Origin of the sequence: Fusobacterium varium, from assembly GCA_021531615.1 — a bacterium.
Lineage (GTDB): Bacteria > Fusobacteriota > Fusobacteriia > Fusobacteriales > Fusobacteriaceae > Fusobacterium_A > Fusobacterium_A varium_C.
In genome coordinates this window covers 143,251-163,428 of record JADYUE010000001.1, presented here as the reverse complement: position 1 = coordinate 163,428, position 20,178 = coordinate 143,251, and the positions used below count along the sequence as shown (strand labels likewise).

The 20,178-nt window shown below is 28.6% G+C and carries 22 protein-coding genes, 1 tRNA gene and 1 CRISPR repeat array (1 of these 24 only partly in view); of the genes, 7 read left to right on the top strand and 16 right to left on the bottom strand.

The window, feature by feature from the left end; translation table 11 throughout:
- Positions 1-9: 9 nt before the first annotated feature.
- Positions 10-1,500, bottom strand: a complete 1,491-nt coding sequence (locus I6E31_00870; GenBank protein MCF2638515.1) for a PTS transporter subunit EIIC — start codon at positions 1,498-1,500, stop codon at positions 10-12.
- 192 nt (positions 1,501-1,692) lie between these two features.
- Here I6E31_00870 and I6E31_00865 point away from each other — a divergent pair, with 192 nt between their 5' ends.
- The gene (locus tag I6E31_00865; protein MCF2638514.1) at positions 1,693-2,802 is read left to right on the top strand and encodes a Mu transposase C-terminal domain-containing protein; all 1,110 of its coding nucleotides are present in this window, start codon (positions 1,693-1,695) and stop codon (positions 2,800-2,802) included.
- 55 nt (positions 2,803-2,857) lie between these two features.
- On the opposite strand, the gene I6E31_00860 is transcribed toward I6E31_00865, so the two are convergent.
- A complete protein-coding gene (locus I6E31_00860; protein ID MCF2638513.1) occupies positions 2,858-3,400 on the bottom strand; it encodes a permease in 543 nt (180 codons plus the stop codon).
- 130 nt (positions 3,401-3,530) lie between these two features.
- Here I6E31_00860 and I6E31_00855 point away from each other — a divergent pair, with 130 nt between their 5' ends.
- Positions 3,531-3,833, top strand: a complete 303-nt coding sequence (locus I6E31_00855; GenBank protein ID MCF2638512.1) for a winged helix-turn-helix transcriptional regulator — start codon at positions 3,531-3,533, stop codon at positions 3,831-3,833.
- Positions 3,834-4,144: 311 nt separating this feature from the next.
- On the opposite strand, the gene bioA is transcribed toward I6E31_00855, so the two are convergent.
- From bioA to bioB, 3 genes are read right to left on the bottom strand one after another with little or no spacing between them, the layout of a single operon-like run.
- Complete coding sequence (gene bioA / locus I6E31_00850) at positions 4,145-5,506, bottom strand: adenosylmethionine--8-amino-7-oxononanoate transaminase (GenBank protein MCF2638511.1); 1,362 nt, start codon at positions 5,504-5,506, stop codon at positions 4,145-4,147.
- Positions 5,506-6,198, bottom strand: coding sequence for a dethiobiotin synthase (gene bioD / locus I6E31_00845; protein ID MCF2638510.1), 693 nt, complete (start codon positions 6,196-6,198; stop codon positions 5,506-5,508). The genes bioA and bioD overlap by 1 nt, the downstream gene beginning before the upstream one ends.
- On the bottom strand, positions 6,185-7,171 hold the full coding sequence (gene bioB, locus I6E31_00840; GenBank protein ID MCF2638509.1) for a biotin synthase BioB: 987 nt from the start codon (positions 7,169-7,171) through the stop codon (positions 6,185-6,187). The genes bioD and bioB overlap by 14 nt, the downstream gene beginning before the upstream one ends.
- Positions 7,172-7,316: 145 nt before the next feature.
- Between bioB and I6E31_00835 the strand changes: the two genes are divergently transcribed.
- Positions 7,317-8,153: a WYL domain-containing protein gene (locus I6E31_00835; protein MCF2638508.1), complete on the top strand. Its 837-nt coding sequence runs from the start codon at positions 7,317-7,319 to the stop codon at positions 8,151-8,153.
- Positions 8,154-8,193: 40 nt separating this feature from the next.
- Here the strand turns inward: I6E31_00835 and I6E31_00830 are convergent, their stop codons facing one another.
- The 4 genes from I6E31_00830 to I6E31_00815 all read right to left on the bottom strand — a co-directional run bounded on the left by I6E31_00830 (position 8,194) and on the right by I6E31_00815 (position 11,041).
- Complete coding sequence (locus I6E31_00830) at positions 8,194-8,466, bottom strand: rhodanese-like domain-containing protein (protein MCF2638507.1); 273 nt, start codon at positions 8,464-8,466, stop codon at positions 8,194-8,196.
- A gap of 181 nt (positions 8,467-8,647) precedes the next feature.
- Complete coding sequence (locus I6E31_00825) at positions 8,648-9,418, bottom strand: 4Fe-4S binding protein (GenBank protein MCF2638506.1); 771 nt, start codon at positions 9,416-9,418, stop codon at positions 8,648-8,650.
- Positions 9,419-9,568: 150 nt separating this feature from the next.
- On the bottom strand, positions 9,569-10,252 hold the full coding sequence (locus I6E31_00820; GenBank protein MCF2638505.1) for a phosphoribosylaminoimidazolesuccinocarboxamide synthase: 684 nt from the start codon (positions 10,250-10,252) through the stop codon (positions 9,569-9,571).
- 249 nt (positions 10,253-10,501) lie between these two features.
- A complete protein-coding gene (locus I6E31_00815) occupies positions 10,502-11,041 on the bottom strand; it encodes a rubrerythrin family protein (protein MCF2638504.1) in 540 nt (179 codons plus the stop codon).
- A gap of 138 nt (positions 11,042-11,179) precedes the next feature.
- Here I6E31_00815 and I6E31_00810 point away from each other — a divergent pair, with 138 nt between their 5' ends.
- Entirely contained in the window at positions 11,180-11,632 is a 453-nt protein-coding gene (locus I6E31_00810; GenBank protein MCF2638503.1) for a GNAT family N-acetyltransferase, read from the top strand.
- Positions 11,633-11,671: 39 nt separating this feature from the next.
- On the opposite strand, the gene efp is transcribed toward I6E31_00810, so the two are convergent.
- From efp to I6E31_00795, 3 genes are read right to left on the bottom strand one after another with little or no spacing between them, the layout of a single operon-like run.
- Positions 11,672-12,235, bottom strand: a complete 564-nt coding sequence (efp, locus tag I6E31_00805; protein ID MCF2638502.1) for an elongation factor P — start codon at positions 12,233-12,235, stop codon at positions 11,672-11,674.
- Between the two features lie 10 nt (positions 12,236-12,245).
- Positions 12,246-13,412, bottom strand: a complete 1,167-nt coding sequence (gene earP, locus I6E31_00800) for an elongation factor P maturation arginine rhamnosyltransferase EarP (GenBank protein ID MCF2638501.1) — start codon at positions 13,410-13,412, stop codon at positions 12,246-12,248.
- Positions 13,393-14,352: an NADH:flavin oxidoreductase gene (locus tag I6E31_00795; GenBank protein ID MCF2638500.1), complete on the bottom strand. Its 960-nt coding sequence runs from the start codon at positions 14,350-14,352 to the stop codon at positions 13,393-13,395. Before I6E31_00795 ends, earP begins: the two co-directional genes overlap by 20 nt.
- Before the next feature lie 193 nt (positions 14,353-14,545).
- Between I6E31_00795 and I6E31_00790 the strand changes: the two genes are divergently transcribed.
- Both I6E31_00790 and I6E31_00785 read left to right on the top strand, forming a co-directional pair.
- Complete coding sequence (locus I6E31_00790) at positions 14,546-16,174, top strand: ATP-binding cassette domain-containing protein (protein MCF2638499.1); 1,629 nt, start codon at positions 14,546-14,548, stop codon at positions 16,172-16,174.
- Positions 16,175-16,410: 236 nt separating this feature from the next.
- Entirely contained in the window at positions 16,411-17,004 is a 594-nt protein-coding gene (locus tag I6E31_00785; protein MCF2638498.1) for a sigma-70 family RNA polymerase sigma factor, read from the top strand.
- A gap of 264 nt (positions 17,005-17,268) precedes the next feature.
- Here I6E31_00785 and I6E31_00780 read toward each other — a convergent pair.
- From I6E31_00780 to I6E31_00765, 4 genes are all read right to left on the bottom strand, one after another.
- A tRNA-Leu gene (locus tag I6E31_00780) sits at positions 17,269-17,354 on the bottom strand.
- A gap of 48 nt (positions 17,355-17,402) precedes the next feature.
- Entirely contained in the window at positions 17,403-17,567 is a 165-nt protein-coding gene (locus I6E31_00775) for a hypothetical protein (GenBank protein MCF2638497.1), read from the bottom strand.
- Positions 17,568-17,632: 65 nt separating this feature from the next.
- Positions 17,633-17,833, bottom strand: a complete 201-nt coding sequence (locus I6E31_00770; protein MCF2638496.1) for a cold shock domain-containing protein — start codon at positions 17,831-17,833, stop codon at positions 17,633-17,635.
- A gap of 164 nt (positions 17,834-17,997) precedes the next feature.
- On the bottom strand, positions 17,998-18,825 hold the full coding sequence (locus I6E31_00765) for an N-acetylmuramoyl-L-alanine amidase (protein MCF2638495.1): 828 nt from the start codon (positions 18,823-18,825) through the stop codon (positions 17,998-18,000).
- 174 nt (positions 18,826-18,999) lie between these two features.
- Between I6E31_00765 and I6E31_00760 the strand changes: the two genes are divergently transcribed.
- Positions 19,000-19,275 (top strand): HU family DNA-binding protein, encoded by a 276-nt coding sequence (locus tag I6E31_00760; GenBank protein ID MCF2638494.1) that lies wholly within the window; start codon positions 19,000-19,002, stop codon positions 19,273-19,275.
- Between the two features lie 236 nt (positions 19,276-19,511).
- Positions 19,512-20,178: direct repeats of the CRISPR family, unit length 30 nt; unit sequence GTTTTTATTTAACCTTGGAGGATTGTAAAT (it continues 26 nt past the right edge of the window).

Below are 20,178 nucleotides of genomic sequence, written 5' to 3'. Positions count from 1 at the left end.
TAGCCTTTTTTAAATACCTGTTATTTTTTTAAGATCGTTACATATAAATTGTGCCTTTGCTCCAAAAATAGCTTGAACACCGTTACTTCCCACTTTTAAAACCCCTGAAGCTCCTAGAGATTTTAAAGCATTCTCATTAACATTTTTAGTATCTTTTACCTCTACTCTCAATCTTGTGATACAAGCATCTAGAGAGATTAAGTTATCCTTTCCACCTAATGCTTCAAGTACCCCTACTGCAAGTTCATCACTTTTAATCTCTTTTTCATTTTTAACTTCACTTGTCTCAACTTTTTCTCTTCCTGGAGTCATTAGATTAAATTTTCTAATTGCAAATCTGAAACCAAAATAGTAGATTACTGATAGACATAGTCCTACAATAATTACCATATACCAATTAGTTTCAAAACCTGTTGTACCTGGTAAAACTCCAAAAGCTATATAATCAATAAACCCTCCTGAAAAAGTCATACCTATTCTTACATTAAATAGATTCATTAACATAAATGAAAGTCCTGCAAAAATACAGTGAATTCCATAAAGAATAGGAGCTACAAATAGGAATGAAAACTCTAATGGTTCTGTAATCCCTGTTAAAAATGCTGTTAAAGCTCCAGAGAAAAGAATTCCCCCTACAATTTTTTTATTTTCAGGTCTAGCTTCTTGATACATTGCAAGAGCTGCTGCTGGTAAACCAAACATCATAAATACAAATTTTCCTGTTAAGAATTTTCCTGCTCCTTGATATGTTGTACTTGAAAAATTAGTAACTCCATCTCTAAGCATAGCAAACCAAATAGCTTGATCTCCATTAACTATCTCTCCAGCCTTATTTGTATACTCACCAAATTGATACCAGAAAGGTGCATAGAATATGTGATGAAGTCCAAAAGGAATAAGAGCTCTTTCAATTACTCCAAAGATAAAAGTTGATACATTTGTATTAACTTCATTTGCAAGATATGAAAGATGAGCTAACCCTGTTTGTACAGGTTGCCATATAATTGGCATTGCTAAACCTACTAAAAAAGCAATTATTGCTGTAACTATTGGAACTAATCTCTTTCCAGCAAAGAAACCTAAAAATTGAGGTAATTCAGTTTTATAAAATTTATTATAACAGATAGCAGCTATAACCCCTGCTATTAGTCCTCCAAACACTCCTGTTTGTAGAGTAGGAATCCCTAATACCATAGCATAAGAGGCATCTCCAGCTGCTAACCCTGCTGCTGCTCCTGACACAATTCCCATTGTTGTATTCATAATCAATATAGCTACTACTGCTGATAGAGCTGCAACTCCATCTCCTCCAACTAAACCGATAGCTGCTCCTATTGCAAAAAGTAAAGGAAGGTTACTAAAAATTACCTGTCCTGCTTGCTCCATTAAAGGATATTGTAGTTTATTTCCAAAAGCAAGAAATAGTCCTGCTGCTGGAAGAATTGCAACTGGTGTCATTAAAGCTTTTCCAACTTTTTGTACTTCTGCAAAAATTTTCATTTCTTCCTCCTTAAGTTTTTGTTTTATATTTCTGATAATAATCTTTTTTTAAAAAAATGTCAAGTTTTTTTCGAATAAAATGAGCTTTTTTAAATTAGAAGATGTTATATTAGAATAAGTTGATTTTTTTTGATAAATATAGTATTATCTAATTAATACTATGATTTATTTAAGTGTGGTGAAGTCAAAAAATTGGAGAAAGAAAAAGAATTACAGATACAGCGTTTCAAAATAATTGAGCCTTTTTTAAGAAAAGAAAAAAAGTTAAAAACTATCGAAGAGGAGAGTGGGGTCTCTTATGCTACTCTTAAAAGATGGGTTAATGCTTATAAAAAAAATGGAGTTTTGGGGTTAGATAAAAAACAGCGTACCGACAAAGATTCATTTAGAAAAGTAGATAATAAAGGGATTAAAATTATAGAGGAGTTTTGTCGTGAGTGTGAGGAAACAAAGATTTCACAACTATACTCTATTTTTGTAAAAAAGCTATCTTCAAAATATAATATAAGTTATCCAACTTTTTATAGAATAGTTAGTAATCTTGATGGTTTTTTTAATAAAACTACCTCTTTTCATTTGAAAAAAATAAAGAAAGAAAATTTAGTATATTTGATTTTAGAGATACCACTATATATTTTAGTTTCTGATAATGAGGATGAAAAAATTGTCCCTCAGCTTCTTATATCTTTAGATGTGGCAGATATGAAACCTATAAGTTTTGAATTAAATTATACCCAATCAAATTTATATGTGTTACTTGCTTTTATAAGAGAGACACTATTAAAGATCTCTATTTTTAATAATAAATATATCAAGCCACAAGATATTTTAGTCTCTTCTGAAAATATAAGTAATAAAAAGATACTAAAAAATATCTATGATACATTAGGAATTAAGGTTTCAGAATATTTTACTGAGAATAAGGAGATACTAAAATTTATAGATTATCTTATAGAAGATATTGAAAAATTTTATTCTGAAAGAGAGAAAAGATTATCTTATGAAGAGTTAAAGGAGTTTTTAAATTCATATGTCTATCTTGAAAATCCTAAATATAATTTTATATATAATAACGATTCTTTAGAAAGTCTAAATTATATTAGGAATCTTGATATTTTTTTACAGGAAGTTAATAGGAAGGTAACTAGAAACTCAATAAGGGTTAATAATTTAATATATAGTGACGAAAGATTGAAAGATTTTGAAGGGGAAACAGTAACAGTTAAATTTAATCCCTTAGATATTAAAAATATCCTTATATTTTTTAAAGATAAATTTTGGGGTATAGTTTCCTTGGAGTAATTATAGCTAAAAAGGACTAAGTAAATCATTAAGGGATTTATTTAGTCCTTTTAAATTAAATGTTTTTTTCTTGAGCTAATTGATATATCTCCTCTCTATCTTCCTCTTTTAAAAATAGATTTATTATAAAAGCTATTAAAGGTATACCAATAATATTAATTCCTAAACGTAACATTGAAAAATTATAACCTAAAGCAATTGATTCGAATATTAATAGAGGTATCTTCATAGTTGACCAAGCTCCAATAAAGATAAGAACATTAAATATACTTGTTCCCTTTTTTAAAAGAATACCAGCAACTGGAAAGGCTGCATAAAGAGGTCCTGCTGCTGTTGCACCAATTATAAAAGAGAGTAATAACCCTTTAATTCCAGATTCTTTTCCCATATATTTAATCATAGTTTCCTTTTTTAACCATACATCTAAAATTCCCAATAATATAAAAATAGGTGGAATTACTCCTAACATCTCTAGAAGATTATCATAAGTTATCTTAAAGGATTTTTTTCCAATTTCTGGAGCTGCAAAAAGTAAAATTAGATTGACTATTAAAAGAATAACAAAGAATTTATATCTATTTAAGAATTTTTTTATCATAATATCACTCCCATTACTCCTGCTACAATAAATGAAAATATAAAAGTCAAAAGATTTCTAATAATAGTAACTTTCTTTCCAAAATACTCTATCTCAACAGGTATAGTAATTATTCCTACCATCATTAGATATTGTAGGTGGAAAATGGAAACCAATTATTTTATATTACATAAGCATAAATAAAGTGGCTAGACATAGTGAATTGAAAAGATTTATTCCAAGTATAAATGAGAGAATGTTAACAAGGCAACTTCGTGAATTGGAAGAGGATAAGTTGATAAATAGAAAGGTATACCCTGTGGTTCCTCCAAAAGTTGAATATACTCTCACTGAACATGGAGAAACTCTTATACCTATTTTAGAATCATTAGTTAAATGGGGAACTGGTTATGCTAATTCAATAGGGGTTAATAATTTTAAAATGGAGATTTGATTAGAAAAAAAGATTATTTAATTTAAAGTTCAATTTTTTTATATTACTAGGTTATTTTTTTAAGTCTAATTTCCAAAACTTATATTTTTAATATCAACTAGCCTCCATACTAAAGAATAAAGAATCCCTATTGCTCATTCCGTTGAAAATGCAAAACTCGACTTCGTCTCAAACACGTTGCATTTTCTTAACTTCATTTCGCTGAGGGATTCTAATATTCTCTAGTGAATTACGGCTTTAGTTGATATTATGATAGTATTTTTCTTTTTAAATATTTTCTTTATATATAAATAGTTGAGCATTAACAAATGTTATTTTTTTCTAGCTAAATACTCATCAATAGACTCTTTACAAATCATAAGCATTTTATCAATTTCCTCTTCAGTTATTATATATGGTGGCATAAAATAGATTATATTTCCTAGAGGTCTTAATAATGCTCCTTTTTTTAGAGCAATCTTATATATTTCATAACCTGCTCTCTCTTTTGAATCAAAAAGTTCTTTTGTTTCTTTGTTTTTAACAAACTCCAAAGCACCTATTAAACCTATTTGTCTATACTTTCCAACATTTGGATGATTAGCAAAAAGTTCAGTAGCTTTTTTTCTCAGATACTCTCCTTTTTTAGCAACAACATCTAAAATCTTTTCTTCCTCAAATATTTTTAAAACTTCCACAGCAATTCTACAACCAATAGGGTTACCAGAATATGTGTGAGAATGTAAAAATGATTTTCCCTCTAAATAGTCACAATAGAAAGCATCATAGATCTCATTAGTTATACCGATAATTGACATAGGGTAGTAACCTGCTGAAAGCCCCTTTGCCATACACATTATATCTGGACTAACTCCAGCATGTTCCATAGCAAACATCTTTCCTGTTCTTCCAAATCCCATAGCAATCTCATCGGCTATAAGATGAATATTATATTTTTTTGTAATCTCTCTCAATTTTTTTATATATTTAGGAGAGTATATCTTCATTCCTGCTGCCCCTTGTACCATAGGTTCAATTATAACAGCAGCTATCTCTTTATGATTGTTTTCAATAATATTTTCCATATCACTGAAACATTCAGCTTCACAACAATCAAAATTTTTCTTAAAAGGACAATAGAAACAATCTGGTCCTTTAGCTTTTATCCCCTCTTTTATCAAAGGTCTATATGTAGAGGTAAATATATCAACATCTCCTACCCCTAAAGCTCCTATTGTTTCTCCATGATAAGCATTTACTAAAGAGACAAATTTTTTCTTCTCCTTTGACCCTGTTTGCTGATGATATTGAAAGCTTAATTTCAATGCCATTTCAATACTTGATGAACCATTATCAGCAAATAAAAATTTATCTATTCCTTTTGGTACAACTTTATGTAATCTTTCAACTAACTCAATAGCTGGCTCATGAGAAAAGTTAACAAAAAGTACATGTTCAAGATTGTTTATCTGTTCCCAAATAACTTTGTTTATTCTATCATTACAGTGTCCAAAAAGATTTACCCACCAGCTAGAAACACAATCCATATACTTATTACCTAGTTCATCTTCTAAATATATTCCCTTAGCTTTTTTTATCACCATTGGGGGAAGATTTTCATAATCTTTCATCTGTGAACAAGGGTGAAAAATATATTGTAAATCTTTTTGTTGAAGTTCTGTTAATTCTTTCATTATTTTTCTTCCTCTCTTAATTCTAAAAATCTAATCAATTCCTCTTGATCAAAACTTTCCTGTTCAAAATCTAAAATCATCATATTTTTAATACCACTCATATCTTGGATAACTTTTATATTATCATTTTCATATCCAGTTCTATCAAAATTTTTCTCTATCTTATTAAAGATTATTCCTTGTACTTTGATACCCATATTTTTTAAACAATTTATAGTCATCATAGTGTGGTTAATAGTTCCTACACGATTACTAGAAACTAGAATTACAGGTGTTTCTAACATTTTAATCAGATCATACATATAGAATCTATTTCTTATTATAGGAACATACAATCCCCCTGCTCCCTCTACAATAACTGTACTATATCTCTCTTTTAATTCCAACCAATCACTTTTAATTTTCTCTGGATCAATTTCAACATCATCAATTTCAGCAGCTAAATGTGGAGAAACCTCTGGTTTTAAAAGATATGTAGTCATCTCACTATTATATGGTATCTTATTAAATTCACACATAAACTCAACATCTGGAGATACTAATTTACCAAACATCTCAAAAGCTCCACTTTGAACTGGCTTATAGTAAGTTCCACCTATTTTACTAACTCCTTTAAATAAAAGAGTACTTACATAAGTTTTTCCTATTCCTGTATCTGTTCCTATTACAAAGTATCCTTTACTTAATTTCATATCCCTCGCCTCTTATCATTTTTTTATCACTTTCAATTGTATTTCCTGTTGTAGTTAAAAAGTTTCCTGTTAAAGCTGAATTTATTCCAGCTCTTATTCCTAGACTTTGGAACTCTCTAAGTTTTACTCTCCCCCCTGCATATCTCAAAGCTTTATTAGGTAGAATAAATCTAAATACTGCCATAGTTTTTACAAGTTCAAGTGGTTCAATCTCTTGAGAATTTTCAAGAGGTGTCCCAGGTATAGGGGTTAAAATATTGATAGGTACAGAGTCAATGTCTAATTCTCTTAACTCAAAGGCAAGTTTTATTCTATCAATAGGTGTTTCACCTAAACCTAAAATACCCCCACTACACACTTTTAAACCAGCCTCTTTAGCAGCTAAAACAGTTTTAACTCTATCTTCATGTGTATGTGTTGAGCAAATATTAGGATAAAAATCTGCACAAGCTTCAAGATTGTGGTGATAAGTTGTAACCCCTGCTTTTTTTAATTTAGATAATACCTCTTTGCTACAAATTCCATGTGAGGCACATAAAGAAAGAGTAGTTTCATCTTTTAATTTTTTATAGATATTTTCTAATTTATATAGTTCTTCACTATTATCTAAGATTCCCTTTCCACTTGTTACAAGAGAAAATCTATGTGCTCCCTCTGCTTCAACTTTTTTAGCCTCTTCAAGGGCTATATTTTCACTAACTAGAGGATATACGCTGGTATTTGTTTTAAAATGGCTAGACTGAGCACAATATTTACAATCTTCACTACATTTTCCAGATTTTGCATTGATAATTGTGCAAAGATCGAAACTATTACCACAAAACTTTTCACGTATCTCATCAGCTGAAGAAAATAGTTCATTTAAGTTTTCACTATCATCTATTTTTATCTCAATTAATTTTTTAGCTTCTTTAAAATCTATTTTTTTACCTAATAGAATTTTCTCCTTTAATTTTTTGATAAAATTTTTCATTATTTTGTACTCCTTTATTAAACAAAAATTGTTATCTACCTTTCAATATACCATATATTGCTAAATATTTAAAGTAATATGTACCTTTTAGCAATTTATATGTTAAAATAGAAGATGATAAAATTACAGAAAGAAGGTGCTAATTATGGAGAAAAAAATTAGGGTTACTCTTCCTAAAAACATTATTAAAATTCTTGAGTCAGATTGTGAAACTTTTAAGGTAACTAAAAACTATCTTTTAAACTATATATTTGAGCATATGAGAGAGGAAAGATTAAATGATGATACAATTTTTGATGGAGAAAAAGATATTATTCAGTTTAATCTAAATAAAAGTAATTTTAAGATTTATTACGATTTTCTGTGTGAAAAAAATATTCAGATAGAGGCTGATTTTTTTAGAAAACTTCTACATAAATATACAAATCAATCTCGAAAAAATAGAGAGTTATTTGTTTTTAAATCAGTTATTGAGAGATTAGAGATTGGAATAAAGGAGAAAAGGAAAGTTAAGATACACTTCAATGATAAGAGAGAGGTTACTATTCTTCCATTTTTTATAGGAAGTTCAAAGTTAGAATTGGCAAATTATCTATTTTGCTATGATTTTTTAGAAAATAAATATAGGAACTATCATATTTATAATATAGATACAGTTTTTATAACTAGAGAGGTACAAGTTTGGGAAGATATGGAGTTTGTAGAGAAAGTTATTCTTAATTTTGATCCATTTTTATCACAAGATAAGAAGATAAAAGCTATTTTAACTCCTGAGGGAGAGAGAATTTTAAAGCTTCTTAATATAAATAGACCTGAAATTATATCAAAAAATAATGAATTTTATGAGTTTCAATGCTCTGAGGAGAAGGCAAAACGTTATTTTGCATATTTTCTTGATGAGATTGAGATTCTTGAGCCTCAAAGCTTGAGAGAGTGGTTTAAAATAAAATATACTAATGCTTATAAAAAATATAATTTGTAATCAAAAAAGCCGAAGAAAAAATAGTTTCTTCGGCTCTCTCTTATTTAGTTATCTCATATTCCCAAGTGATAATTCCACCAAATTCATATATATTATCATAACCCATTAAAGCTAATTTTGCAGATGCTTGTAGACTTCTATGCCCACTTCTACAATAAACAAAAATAGGTTTGCTTTTGTTCTCTAAATTTAAAGGATCAAAGTGTCCTATCTCTTCATTAGGAATATTTATAGCATTTGGAATATGTCCATATTTAAATTCTAATTCTGTTCTCACATCTAAGATAATATAATCATCTAAAGTGTCCATCATCTCTTTAGCTTGATCTTGAGATATACGTTTATACAATAAATCTTCCACAATTTCCTCCTAAAATATAATTTTAATAGTATTATACAATGGAATTGTGACAAAACTGTGATTATACTAAACCTTTTTTATCAACTTTATTTAAAAAATACCATAATATTAAATTCTCTAAAAAAGCTTTATTTTAATAAAATAATTCTGGCTCTTTTCTATCCATACAAGTTGTTTCTAAGAAATTTATAATCTTTCCAAGAGGGTTATTAGGTATCTCTCTACCATCAAAAGTACAAACTTTAACACAAGCATAACATCTTATGCACTTTTCAACTTGAACAATATCTGGTTTTCTTTGATCAATAGCTCCTACTGGACATACAGACCAACATTTTCTACAATAGATGCAGTTATCATTTGCCATAGGTGCAAAGTTCATTTTAGGCATTCCATCTCTATATGGGAAGTTCCCTGGAACATCTATATCATTTTTATAACTACCCTCTTTTACTAACTCATCAATTTTTTTACCGAAATTAATAGCAATTTCAATATCATTGTTATCTGGTCTTTTAGCTCCTACTTTTTTACTATATGAATGCTCACCAATAAATGCTCCCCCTGCAATTACAGAGAAACTATTATCTTTTAATATGTTTTTCAACTCTAAAAGAGCATCTTCAAAAGCTCTATTTCCATAAACTACAACTGCCACAGCTAGAGTATTATTTCCATGAACTCTTTTTAAAATATTAGCAGCTATTTCAGGGACTCTACCTGCATACACAGGAACTCCAACAATAGCTATATCATTTTCCCCTAAATTAAACTCCTCATCACTATCACAAGCAAAAGTCAAATCATGTTCAATAACTTCACCTTCAAATCCTTTTCCAATCCCTTGAACTGATCTTTTTGTTGTGTGTGTTGGGCTAAAATAAAATGAATGTATATTTTTCATATTATCCTCCATTACATTAATAATTTCCTACTAAAGTTATACCTTAAAGATAGTTAAAAATCAATAAAAAAGGGAGATTTTTAATTTGGATAATAGCAAAAAATTAAAAAGGGACTGCTTATCACAGTCCCAAACAGATATTGCTTTTAATTATTCTCCTAAGAATATTTTAGTTAATTCCATAGGATCTACGATTACACCATCTCTGTAAACTCTCATGTTTCCTGATGCAATTTCATCTATAAGGATAACTTCATCATTGTTATCAATACCAAATTCAAATTTGATATCATAAAGATCTAATCCTTTTTCTTTTAATACATCTCTAACTATTGTAGAAATTTCTTGTGTTCTTTCTTTCATAGATTCATATTGAGCAGCAGTCATAACTCCTAAATCAACTAGTCCATCTTTAGTCACTAATGGATCTCCTAAAGCATCGTTTTTGAATGTAGTTTCTACATATGCTGGTAAATCTGCTCCTTCAGTAATGTATTCATTGTAACGACGATAGAAACTTCCAACAGCTTTAAAACGGCAAATTACTTCTAATCCTTTTCCAAATGGTTTAGCTGGTACTACTTCCATAGTTCCTTTATCAAGATCGGCACTTATATAGTGAGTTTTTAACCCTCTATTATTTAAAATTTCGAAGAAATGAACTGACATTTTTAAGTTTGCTTTTCCAATTCCTTCAATTTTTAAACCAACTGTATTTTCACCTGGATCAAATACTCCATCTTTCCCTGTACAGTCATCTTTAAACTCTAATAAAAAATTCCCATTTTCTAACTTGTAGACATCTTTAGTCTTTCCTTGATAAACTTTTTCCATTTGTTTCCTCCATATTTTATATATTGATTTTTTTAGCTTACCATAATTAAAATGTAACTTTTTTATCTTTTTATTATTGTAATACATTTTATAAAAAAATTAAAGTATTTTTTATTTTTTACTAGATACCTATACTTTTTTAGTCTACTTCCGAACAATTTTAACGAAAATTTATTTTAAGTTAATTATTGAGAATATAAAGAAAAGCACTCTAAATGTGAGTGCTTTTCAAAAGTTTAAGTATATTTATTAATAATTTTTTTCTTGTAACATAAAATAAGCTTTTGGATGAGCACATACTGGACAAACTTCTGGAGCTTTTTTACCATAGTGAATGTGTCCACAGTTTAAACATTCCCAAGCTACTACTTCTTCTCTTTGGAATACCATTTCTTCTTTAATGTTAGCTAATAATTTTCTATATCTTTCCTCATGCTCTTTTTCTATTTTAGCTACTCCTTCAAAAAGTCTTGCTATTTCAGTGAATCCTTCTTCTCTTGCTGTTTTAGCAAATCCTGCATACATATCAGTCCATTCGTAGTTTTCACCTTCAGCTGCATCTAAAAGATTTTCTAATGTTGAAGGAATTTCTCCACCTTTTAAAATTTTAAACCAAAGTTTAGCATGTTCCTTTTCATTGTTAGCTGTAACTTCAAATAATTTGGAGATTTGTTCATAACCATCTTTTTTAGCTTTTGATGCATAATAAGTATATTTATTTCTCGCCTCTGATTCACCTGCAAATGCTGTCATAAGATTTTTTTCAGTTTTTGATCCTTTTAATTCCATTTACATCATCTCCTGTTTTTACATTATTATAATGCTTACAATTATATTACCACATCATTGATTTAAAGTCAAATTTTTTTGATTTAGTCATTTTTTTTATGTATAATATTTGTAGCTTAAAATTATAGGAGGGTGAGTATGAAATTTTATATAAAAAAATTTGAAGAGTTAACCGCTTTAGAAGTTTATGAGATTGGGAAAGTTAGGCAAGAGGTTTTTGTAGTAGAACAAAATTGTCCTTATCTTGATTTTGACAATAAAGATTTAAAATGTTACCATATTTTTGCTAAAGATGAGGAGAAAGATAAAATAATATGTTATTCAAGGGTTATACCTAAAAATCTTTCTTATGATACTCCATCTATTGGGCGTGTGTTAGTTGATAAAGATTATAGACATAATGGATATGCTAGAGAGTTACTTTTACAATCTATTGAAGTTATAAAAAATAGTTTTCCTAATGAAAATATTACAATAGGTGCTCAATACTATCTTAGAGATTTTTATCACTCTTTAGGATTTGAAGAGATTTCAGAGAGATATGATGAAGATGGAATACCTCATGTAGATATGTTTTTAAAACTTGTATAAAAGAAAAAGGCTGTCATTGACAGCCTTTTAAACTAAAAACTATTTTTTAATTCTTTCTACATATTCGTTAGTTCTTGTATCGATTTTAATCCATTCACCTTGCTCAACGAATAGAGGAACTTGAATTTCAAATCCTGTGTTGATTCTAGCTGGTTTCATAACTTTTCCAGTAGTATCTCCTCTTAGTCCTGGTTCAGTGTATTCGATTTGTCTTTCAAGGAAAGTAGGTAATTCTACTGCAACTGGAGTTGATTCGTAGTAAACTACGTCTAGTTCCATTCCTTCTTCTAAGTAGTTGATAGCATCTCCTAAATCTTCTTCTTTAAGTTCGATTTGATCCCAAGTTTCTGGGTTAGAGAATACATAGAAACTTCCATCGTTGTAAGAGTAAACTGTTTTAACTTTATCAAGTCTGATGTCATCCATTTTTTCATCTGCTTTGTAAACAGCATCAGAGATGTTTCCGTTTAATAAGTTTTTCATTTTTAATTTTACCACAGCAGCGTTTCTTCCTGATTTGTTGTACTCAGATTTTAAAACTACAAATGGATCGTTTCCGATTTTAATTGTGCTTCCTGCTCTTAGTTCTTGAGCTATTTTCATTTTTGACCTCCTAAAATTTCTCTATAAAATCTTTTATTTTATTTATAAGATTACAGTTTAAGATAAGAAAATCTTTATATAGAGAGTTTACTCTCTCTATTTCATTAAGGTTATTGAAGAAATTAAAGAACTCCTCTTTCCCCTCATCTAAAGTATTTTCATTTCTAAAATTATAATCTTTAAAAAGCTTTTCTTGATCTGACAATATATCGTCAACAATTTTTCCTTGAACTTGTTCCCTGTATTTATCTAAAAATCCTTGTAATTTGTCCATATGAATGAACTCTTTTTGAAAATAAATATGCCACAAATATGGTTTTCCTGTAAGAACTGCCCTTATAAAAGAGTCTTCCCCTCTTACAAAGTTAAAATCTACCACATTTATAAGCTCCTCATACTCTTCTTGGCTTAAAAAATCATAGAACTCTATCTCTATTTTACCATATTTATAAATATTTCCAAGCTTTTCTACAAAATTTTTTTTAAAAAATTCTTTAAAGCTCTCTTGTGTCTTTTCTCCCATTGCCAATAGAGCTACTTCTCTATCTAATTTCTTCAAATCTCTCATCAAAGGAGCAAAGTTTTTTTCATATGTAAATATTGTTCCTATCAGTTTATTATCATAGTTATCAATATTTTTTAAATATTTTTTTCTGTATTCAGATAAATTGTTTTTTACTTTAGTAATTCTATCTAAATATAGAGAATCTGTGATAATTCCACCTGTTTTTTCTGTAAATCCAGGCATAAAGAAGAATTTTCTAAGCTTCCCTTTTCCAAGTATAGATTCTTGCAAATGAAAGTCCTCTACCCAATCTTCAGCTGAAAGATATTCAAGATTTAATATCAAATCTGAATTGTTATATGCCACATTCATATACTCTTCAGGTATTGTACATCCAAAGGCTTCTATTATAACATTTGCAGTAGAAAATGTACACATATTTTTTTTAATATATTCATAGGGACAGTAACAAATACCATCTATCTCTTGAATTTCTAAATTTTTTGCTGAGGGATTTATCTTTAAAAACTCATCTATTCTATTAAAGATAACCCTTATTTTTACTTGATTATTATATATTTTTTTTAGTTCTTTTGCAACTCTATAAACTACTCCAATATCTCCAAAATTATCAATTATCTCACAGAAGATATCAACACTCTTTATTTGCATCTCTTCTTTTATACTCCTTCTCTGCTATCTCTGCCCAGTTTGGTCTTGCTATCATAGCTCTTCCAACTGCTACAAAATCTAAAAGATTATTCTCTATCAACCAACTAGCTTCTCTCTCTTTTTTTATTTTTCTAACACCTATAACAGGAATATTTACCCTTTTTTTTATCTCTGTTCCCATATATATTACCCAATCTAAAGGGAAATCTTCAGGTATATCTATTTTTTCCTTTTGTTTCATATCAGGGTTAGGAGTTCCACTTGAAACATGTAATAGATCTATTCCTAATTTTTCAAGATATTTTGCTATCTCTATTCCATCTTGAAGTTCAGGCTCATTTCCACCCATTCTATAACCTAAAATAAAATTATCATCAAAAAGGTATCTTGTATCCTCAATTAACTTTTTAGAGAAAAACATTCTTTTTTCAAAAGTTCCACCATATTTATCCTCTCTCAGATTCCAAATTCTTGAATTAAGCTGAGAAATTAGATATGTATGTGCTCCATGAATCTCTATTCCATCAAAACCTGCTTTTTTAGCTCTAACAAAAGCTAATTTAAATTTTTCTAATATATCATCAAGTAAACTTTCTGGCACATCTTTTATTCTCTCTTTAAAACCTGCATGATGAAGTTGAATTAGAGCTGGAACACTATATTCATGACAAGTATCGGCTATTCTTTTTAACCCCTCTATAAATTTATCATCCCATATTCCTAATTGATTATCTCTCAATTTACCATCTTCTGCTACGGCTGAAGCTTCTACAATAACTAATCCCACTCCCCCAGCACAAACATCTCTATACCATTCAACTACTTTATCTGTTACAAAACCATCTGTCCCCACCATAGAAAATCTTACTAATGGTGGAAGTACAATTCTATTCTTTAATTTTAAATTTTTTATATTTACTTTATCAAATAATGTTGCCATGACTCCTCGCTATCTTTAAATTTTTACATTATATTCTATCATACTTTTTGTTTTTTTCAAATTTAATTATCCTTAGTTTTTTCATTTAATTTGCCTTTATTAATATAAAATGTTATAATATGGTAGTTTTGTATTGATGAGAAATTTAATTTTTTAATTAATAAATATTTTTTAGTAGGAGGATATATTTTAAATGATCGCAACTAGTAATCTTGGTATGAGATTTTCTGGAAGAAAGCTTTTTGAAGATGTAAACTTAAAGTTTACTCCTGGAAACTGTTACGGACTTATTGGAGCTAATGGAGCTGGAAAATCTACATTTGTAAAAATTCTTTCTGGAGCTTTAGAACCTACAGAGGGAGAGATAATTTTTGATAAAAATAAAAGAATGGCAGTATTAAAACAAGACCACTTTGCTCATGAAGAGGATGAAGTTTTAAATGTTGTACTTATGGGACATAAAAAACTTTGGGATATCATTGTAGAAAAAAATGAAATCTATTCTAAAAGTGAATTTACTGATGAAGATGGAATAAGAGCTGCTGAACTTGAAGGAGAGTTTGCTGAACTTAATGGTTGGGAAGCTGAAACTGAAGCTGAAACTCTTTTAATGGGACTTGGAGTTGATATTGCTGACCACCACAAACTTATGAAAGAATTAAGTGAGCCTATAAAAGTTAAAGTTCTTCTTGCTCAAGCTTTATTTGGACAACCTGATGTTTTACTTCTAGACGAGCCTACAAACGGACTTGATATCAAAGCTATAACATGGCTAGAAAACTTCCTTATGGACTTAGACAATACTACTGTAATTGTTGTTTCACATGATAGACACTTCTTAAATAAAGTTTGTACTCATATTACAGATATTGACTATGGAAAAATCAAAATGTATGTTGGAAACTATGATTTCTGGTATGAATCAAATGAATTAATGGTAAAACTTCTATCAGCTAAGAATAAAAAACTTGAACAAAAAAGACAAGAGTTACAAGAGTTCATTGCTAGATTCAGTGCTAACGCTTCTAAATCTAAACAAGCAACTTCAAGAAAGAAACTTCTTGATAAACTTCAACTTGAAGATATGCAAGTTTCTAACAGAAAATATCCATTTATTGAATTTAAACAAGAGAGAGAAGCTGGAAATAACCTTCTTAAAGTAGAAAATCTTTCTAAAACAGTAGATGGAGTTAAATTAATTGACAATTTAACATTTACAATCAATACAGGTGATAAAGTAGTATTTTTAGCTAAAAATGACCTTGTAAAAACAACTCTTTTATCAATTTTATCTGGAGAGATTGAACCAGATTCAGGATCATATACTTGGGGAATTACAACTTCTCAAGCATATATGCCAAAAGATAATAGTAAATTCTTTGAAAATAAAGATCTAAATCTAATTGATTGGTTAAGACCATACTCTCCTGATCAACATGATTCTTTTGTAAGAGGTTTCTTAGGAAGAATGCTATTCTCTGGAGAGGAAGCTTTAAAAAGTTGTACAGTTCTTTCAGGGGGAGAAAAGGTAAGATGTATGCTTGCAAAAATGATGCTTACAAATGCCAATGTTCTTATGTTTGATAACCCTAATGACCACTTAGATCTTGAATCAATTACATCTTTAAACAAGGCTCTTATCAACTTTAAAGGAACTCTATTATTTGGTGCTCATGACCATGAGTTTATTCAAACAGTAGCAAATAGAATTATAGAGATCACTCCTAATGGAATAGTAGATAAGATGATGACTTATGATGAATATCTTGAAGATGAAGCTATTCAACAAAGATTAGAAGAATTATACAACGAAGCAAAATAATTTTTTGATATTCATTGAGTTTATCTGTTGTGAAAAAGCCTGTTAGATACTTTTATTTGATAGGCTTTTTACATGAAAAACATTATAAGTATCTTTTTACCATAAAAAAATTGTTTTTTACTATTGCAAAAAATTTAAAATTTTATATAATATACACGTAAAACAATCTTATATACTGGGTAAGGATTTTATCAATTTCTACAGTCAGGACTAAAAAATATTTTTAGGAGGGAGAAATGATAAACATTCAAACTATTCATGCAGCAAAAAATGGTGATGAAGATGCTATGCAACAAATTTTTAGAGAATTTAAACAATTGATTCTACTAAAAACAAAAAATTATTTTTTCTATGGTGCTGATAAGGAGGATGTATTACAGGAGGCAAGAATAGGACTTTTAAAAGCTATCAATGCCTATGATGAATCAAAAAAAGCTTCTTTTTCTACTTTTGCTATTTTATGTATTAAACGTCAAATTATAACTGCTATAAAAAATTCAAATTCAGGAAAAAATAGGATTTTAAATTTAGCAATGTCTAATACAAATGAAAGTGATGAAGATCTTGATGTAACATATGAAAATCGTTCTTTTGCTTTTTATAATCCAGAAGAGATTTACTTAGGAAAAGAGAAGATGAGATATTTAAATGAATATTTAAAAACTCATCTAAGTAAAATGGAGAATGAAATTTTTGAATATATGCTTGCAGAGATGACTTATACAGAGATAGCAGAAAAAACTGGTAGAGAGCTTAAATCAGTGGATAATACTATACAGAGAATCAAGAAAAAATTAAAAAACTTTATAAATGAATATGATAAAGATTAATATAAAAGAGCTTATATATTACACCCAAAGTCTTAGGTAATTGAGATGGAGGGTGTATTTTTTTATAAACTTAGGTGATAATCAATCAAAGAAATAAAAATAGATAAGTTAAAAAGATTAAAATACTTAAATAAGTTTGGAAAAAGGAAAAAGATAGAATAGTTAAATATGGTTATAAAATAAAAAAACTTTCAAAAATTATGAAAGTTTGTTCTAAACATATATGTTTGTTTATATTATAAAGACTTTTTATTGAAATCTAAATGGTGCACGGGAAGAGACTTGAACTCTCACTGGAAACTACCAATAAGGACCTCAACCTTACGCGTCTACCATTCCGCCACCCATGCACACATAATGAAAGTATAACATACTACTTTTATTTTGTAAAGAAACTACTACCAAATATCTATGATATTTTCTCTTCTTTTATTCTTTTTAAAGATTTTGTCGTAACATCTTAAAATTAGTCCGAAAAAAAATAGAGGAAAAAGAAATATTTTAACTGCTAGATTAATTATATTGTTAGCTCTTTTATCTTTTTTTATATGTATTTTTTTCATAGTTACCTCCAATTATAAAAAATAGGGTACTGAATTTCAGTACCCTATATTCTTCAGTGTTTAAACTATGCAACAGTTACGTTAGAAGCAACTGGACCTTTGTTTCCTTCAGTAACTTCGAAAGTAACAGCTTGTCCTTCTTCTAGAGATCTGAATCCTTTTGCATTGATGTTAGAGTAGTGAACGAAATAATCGTTTCCATCTTCTCCAGAAATGAATCCGAATCCTTTGTCTTTGTTAAACCATTTTACAGTTCCTTTTAGCATATTTAATGCACCTCCAAAAATTTTAGAACTAAAACCATTAAGAACAAAACAAACCCTAAAATTTTTGAAAAGTGTTAAAAACTTAGTGTTTAATTTATATCAAGGTTTTACTACATGCTTATTCTACCACTATTTGTTGATTAATACAAGGAAATTTTATAGAATTATCTATATTTTTTATTTAGTGCTTTAATTATAGCAAAAGTTTCTAAATCCATAGTATCATTTAAATTATCAGGATTGAAATGTGCTTTAAAATTGTAAACTACTCTTTTACTTTCTTCATCCCATTCATCTGTATTATTGATTTTGTATCCATATCTTCTAAGTTCAGCTTTTATTTCTGGGATAGGAGTAACTTTAAATAGTTCAGCATTCATAAATTTAACCTTGTCACTTTCATTATACCAAGCACCTATGCCATACTCTTTGTATAATCTTTTCCAAGGGAACTTTGGACCTGGATCAATTTTTCTAGTAGGTGCTACATCTGAATGACCTAAAATAAATCTTGGGTTGATATTGTATTGAATAGAAAGTTTTTTTACCAATGCTGCAACTTTTTTTATTTGTCCTTCAGTAAAAGGAACATATTCATTGTAAGGTCTAAAAAAACCTTTAGTCTTAGGCTGCCCTGGTACACTTCTTATTCCGATATTTACAATTTCTATTCCAATAGAAGTATCATTTATATTATTCCTTCCACCAAACTCGCTTATACCAGCATGCCAAGCTCTTTCATTATGATCAACTAAGGCATATGTAGGTTCTTTATCTATAGAAGTTACTAAGTAATGAGCACTAACATTAGGACCTGTTAAAGCTCTAATTCCAACTTCGTTATTAGTAGCTGTATAGTGTAAAATAATATATTTAATTCTTGAATCTTTTCCAACAGCTCTATATTTTTCATCATCAATTTTGTAGTTTACTCGGCTACAAGAAAAAAATATTAATGATAAAAAAAATAAAACAAAACCTCTTTTTTTCATAAAATTACCTCATTTTAAACAAATTTTTTTCTGTTCTAATACATTGTACTATTTATTTGTGTAAAATTCAAAAAAATATTGAAAAATTTTAAAAAAAGTTTGAAAATATCTGTATTTTATGATATAAAATAGGAACGCGCAAATTTTTAAGTTAAGTTTAGGAGGATATATATAATGACAAAAAAAGATTTTGCAAAAGTATTATTTGAAACAGGAGCATTCCCATCTAAAGCTGAGGCTGAAAGAAAAGTTGATCTTTTCCTTACAACTATAGAAAACACATTAGCAGCAGGAGAAGAATTAAACTTTATCGGATGGGGAAAATTTGAAATTGTTGAAAGAGCTGAAAGAGTTGGAAGAAACCCTAAAACTGGAGAAGAAATCAAAATTGAAGCTAAGAAAACAGTTAAATTTAAACCTGGAAAAACTTTAGTTGATAAAATTAACTAATTTTTATAATTAATAATAGTTGATTGCACCTAAGTCCTTTGATAAGGGTGCTTTTTTATTGTCAACCTTTGATAATGTAAAAAAAGTTAAGGATAGACAAGCAATTTTAATTTATAGCTTTTAAATATTTTTTTATTATAAAAGAAAAAAGAATAGAAAAAAATTTTTTATAAATTTTTAAGTAGACAATAATAATAAAAAAAGGTATTATAAGTTAAAGGATAGTTAGAGTATCTGTTTTTATTTAACCTTGGAGGATTGTAAATTGATGATGAAGGAATTATAAAAATGGAGTGTCAAAGTTTTTATTTAACCTTGGAGGATTGTAAATAGATCGTTAGCCATGCTAGAAGGTTTAACATTTTCTCGTTTTTATTTAACCTTGGAGGATTGTAAATACAGTTGAAGGTGGAACTCCTCTGTATAAAGAAACTGTTTTTATTTAACCTTGGAGGATTGTAAATAAGTTAGAGAGCAAGGAAGATGGGATATATTTGTATGGTTTTTATTTAACCTTGGAGGATTGTAAATGATAACAGAGAAGTAAATATTTACTCTGTTGGTAAAAGTTTTTATTTAACCTTGGAGGATTGTAAATGTTCTTTTCTTCTCTTCTTTATAATTTCATTTATTTGGTTTTTATTTAACCTTGGAGGATTGTAAATTTAAAAATAGAAATGGCTCTGGTGGTATAGATGAAGGTTTTTATTTAACCTTGGAGGATTGTAAATTTCTTTACTTGACAATCTTATATCTATTCTATATTCGTTTTTATTTAACCTTGGAGGATTGTAAATAGTAATAGGACAAGCTAACATAGCAGCATTTAATCCGTTTTTATTTAACCTTGGAGGATTGTAAATCTTCTCCCTCATGGATTAAAGAGCTAGAAAATGCTTGTTT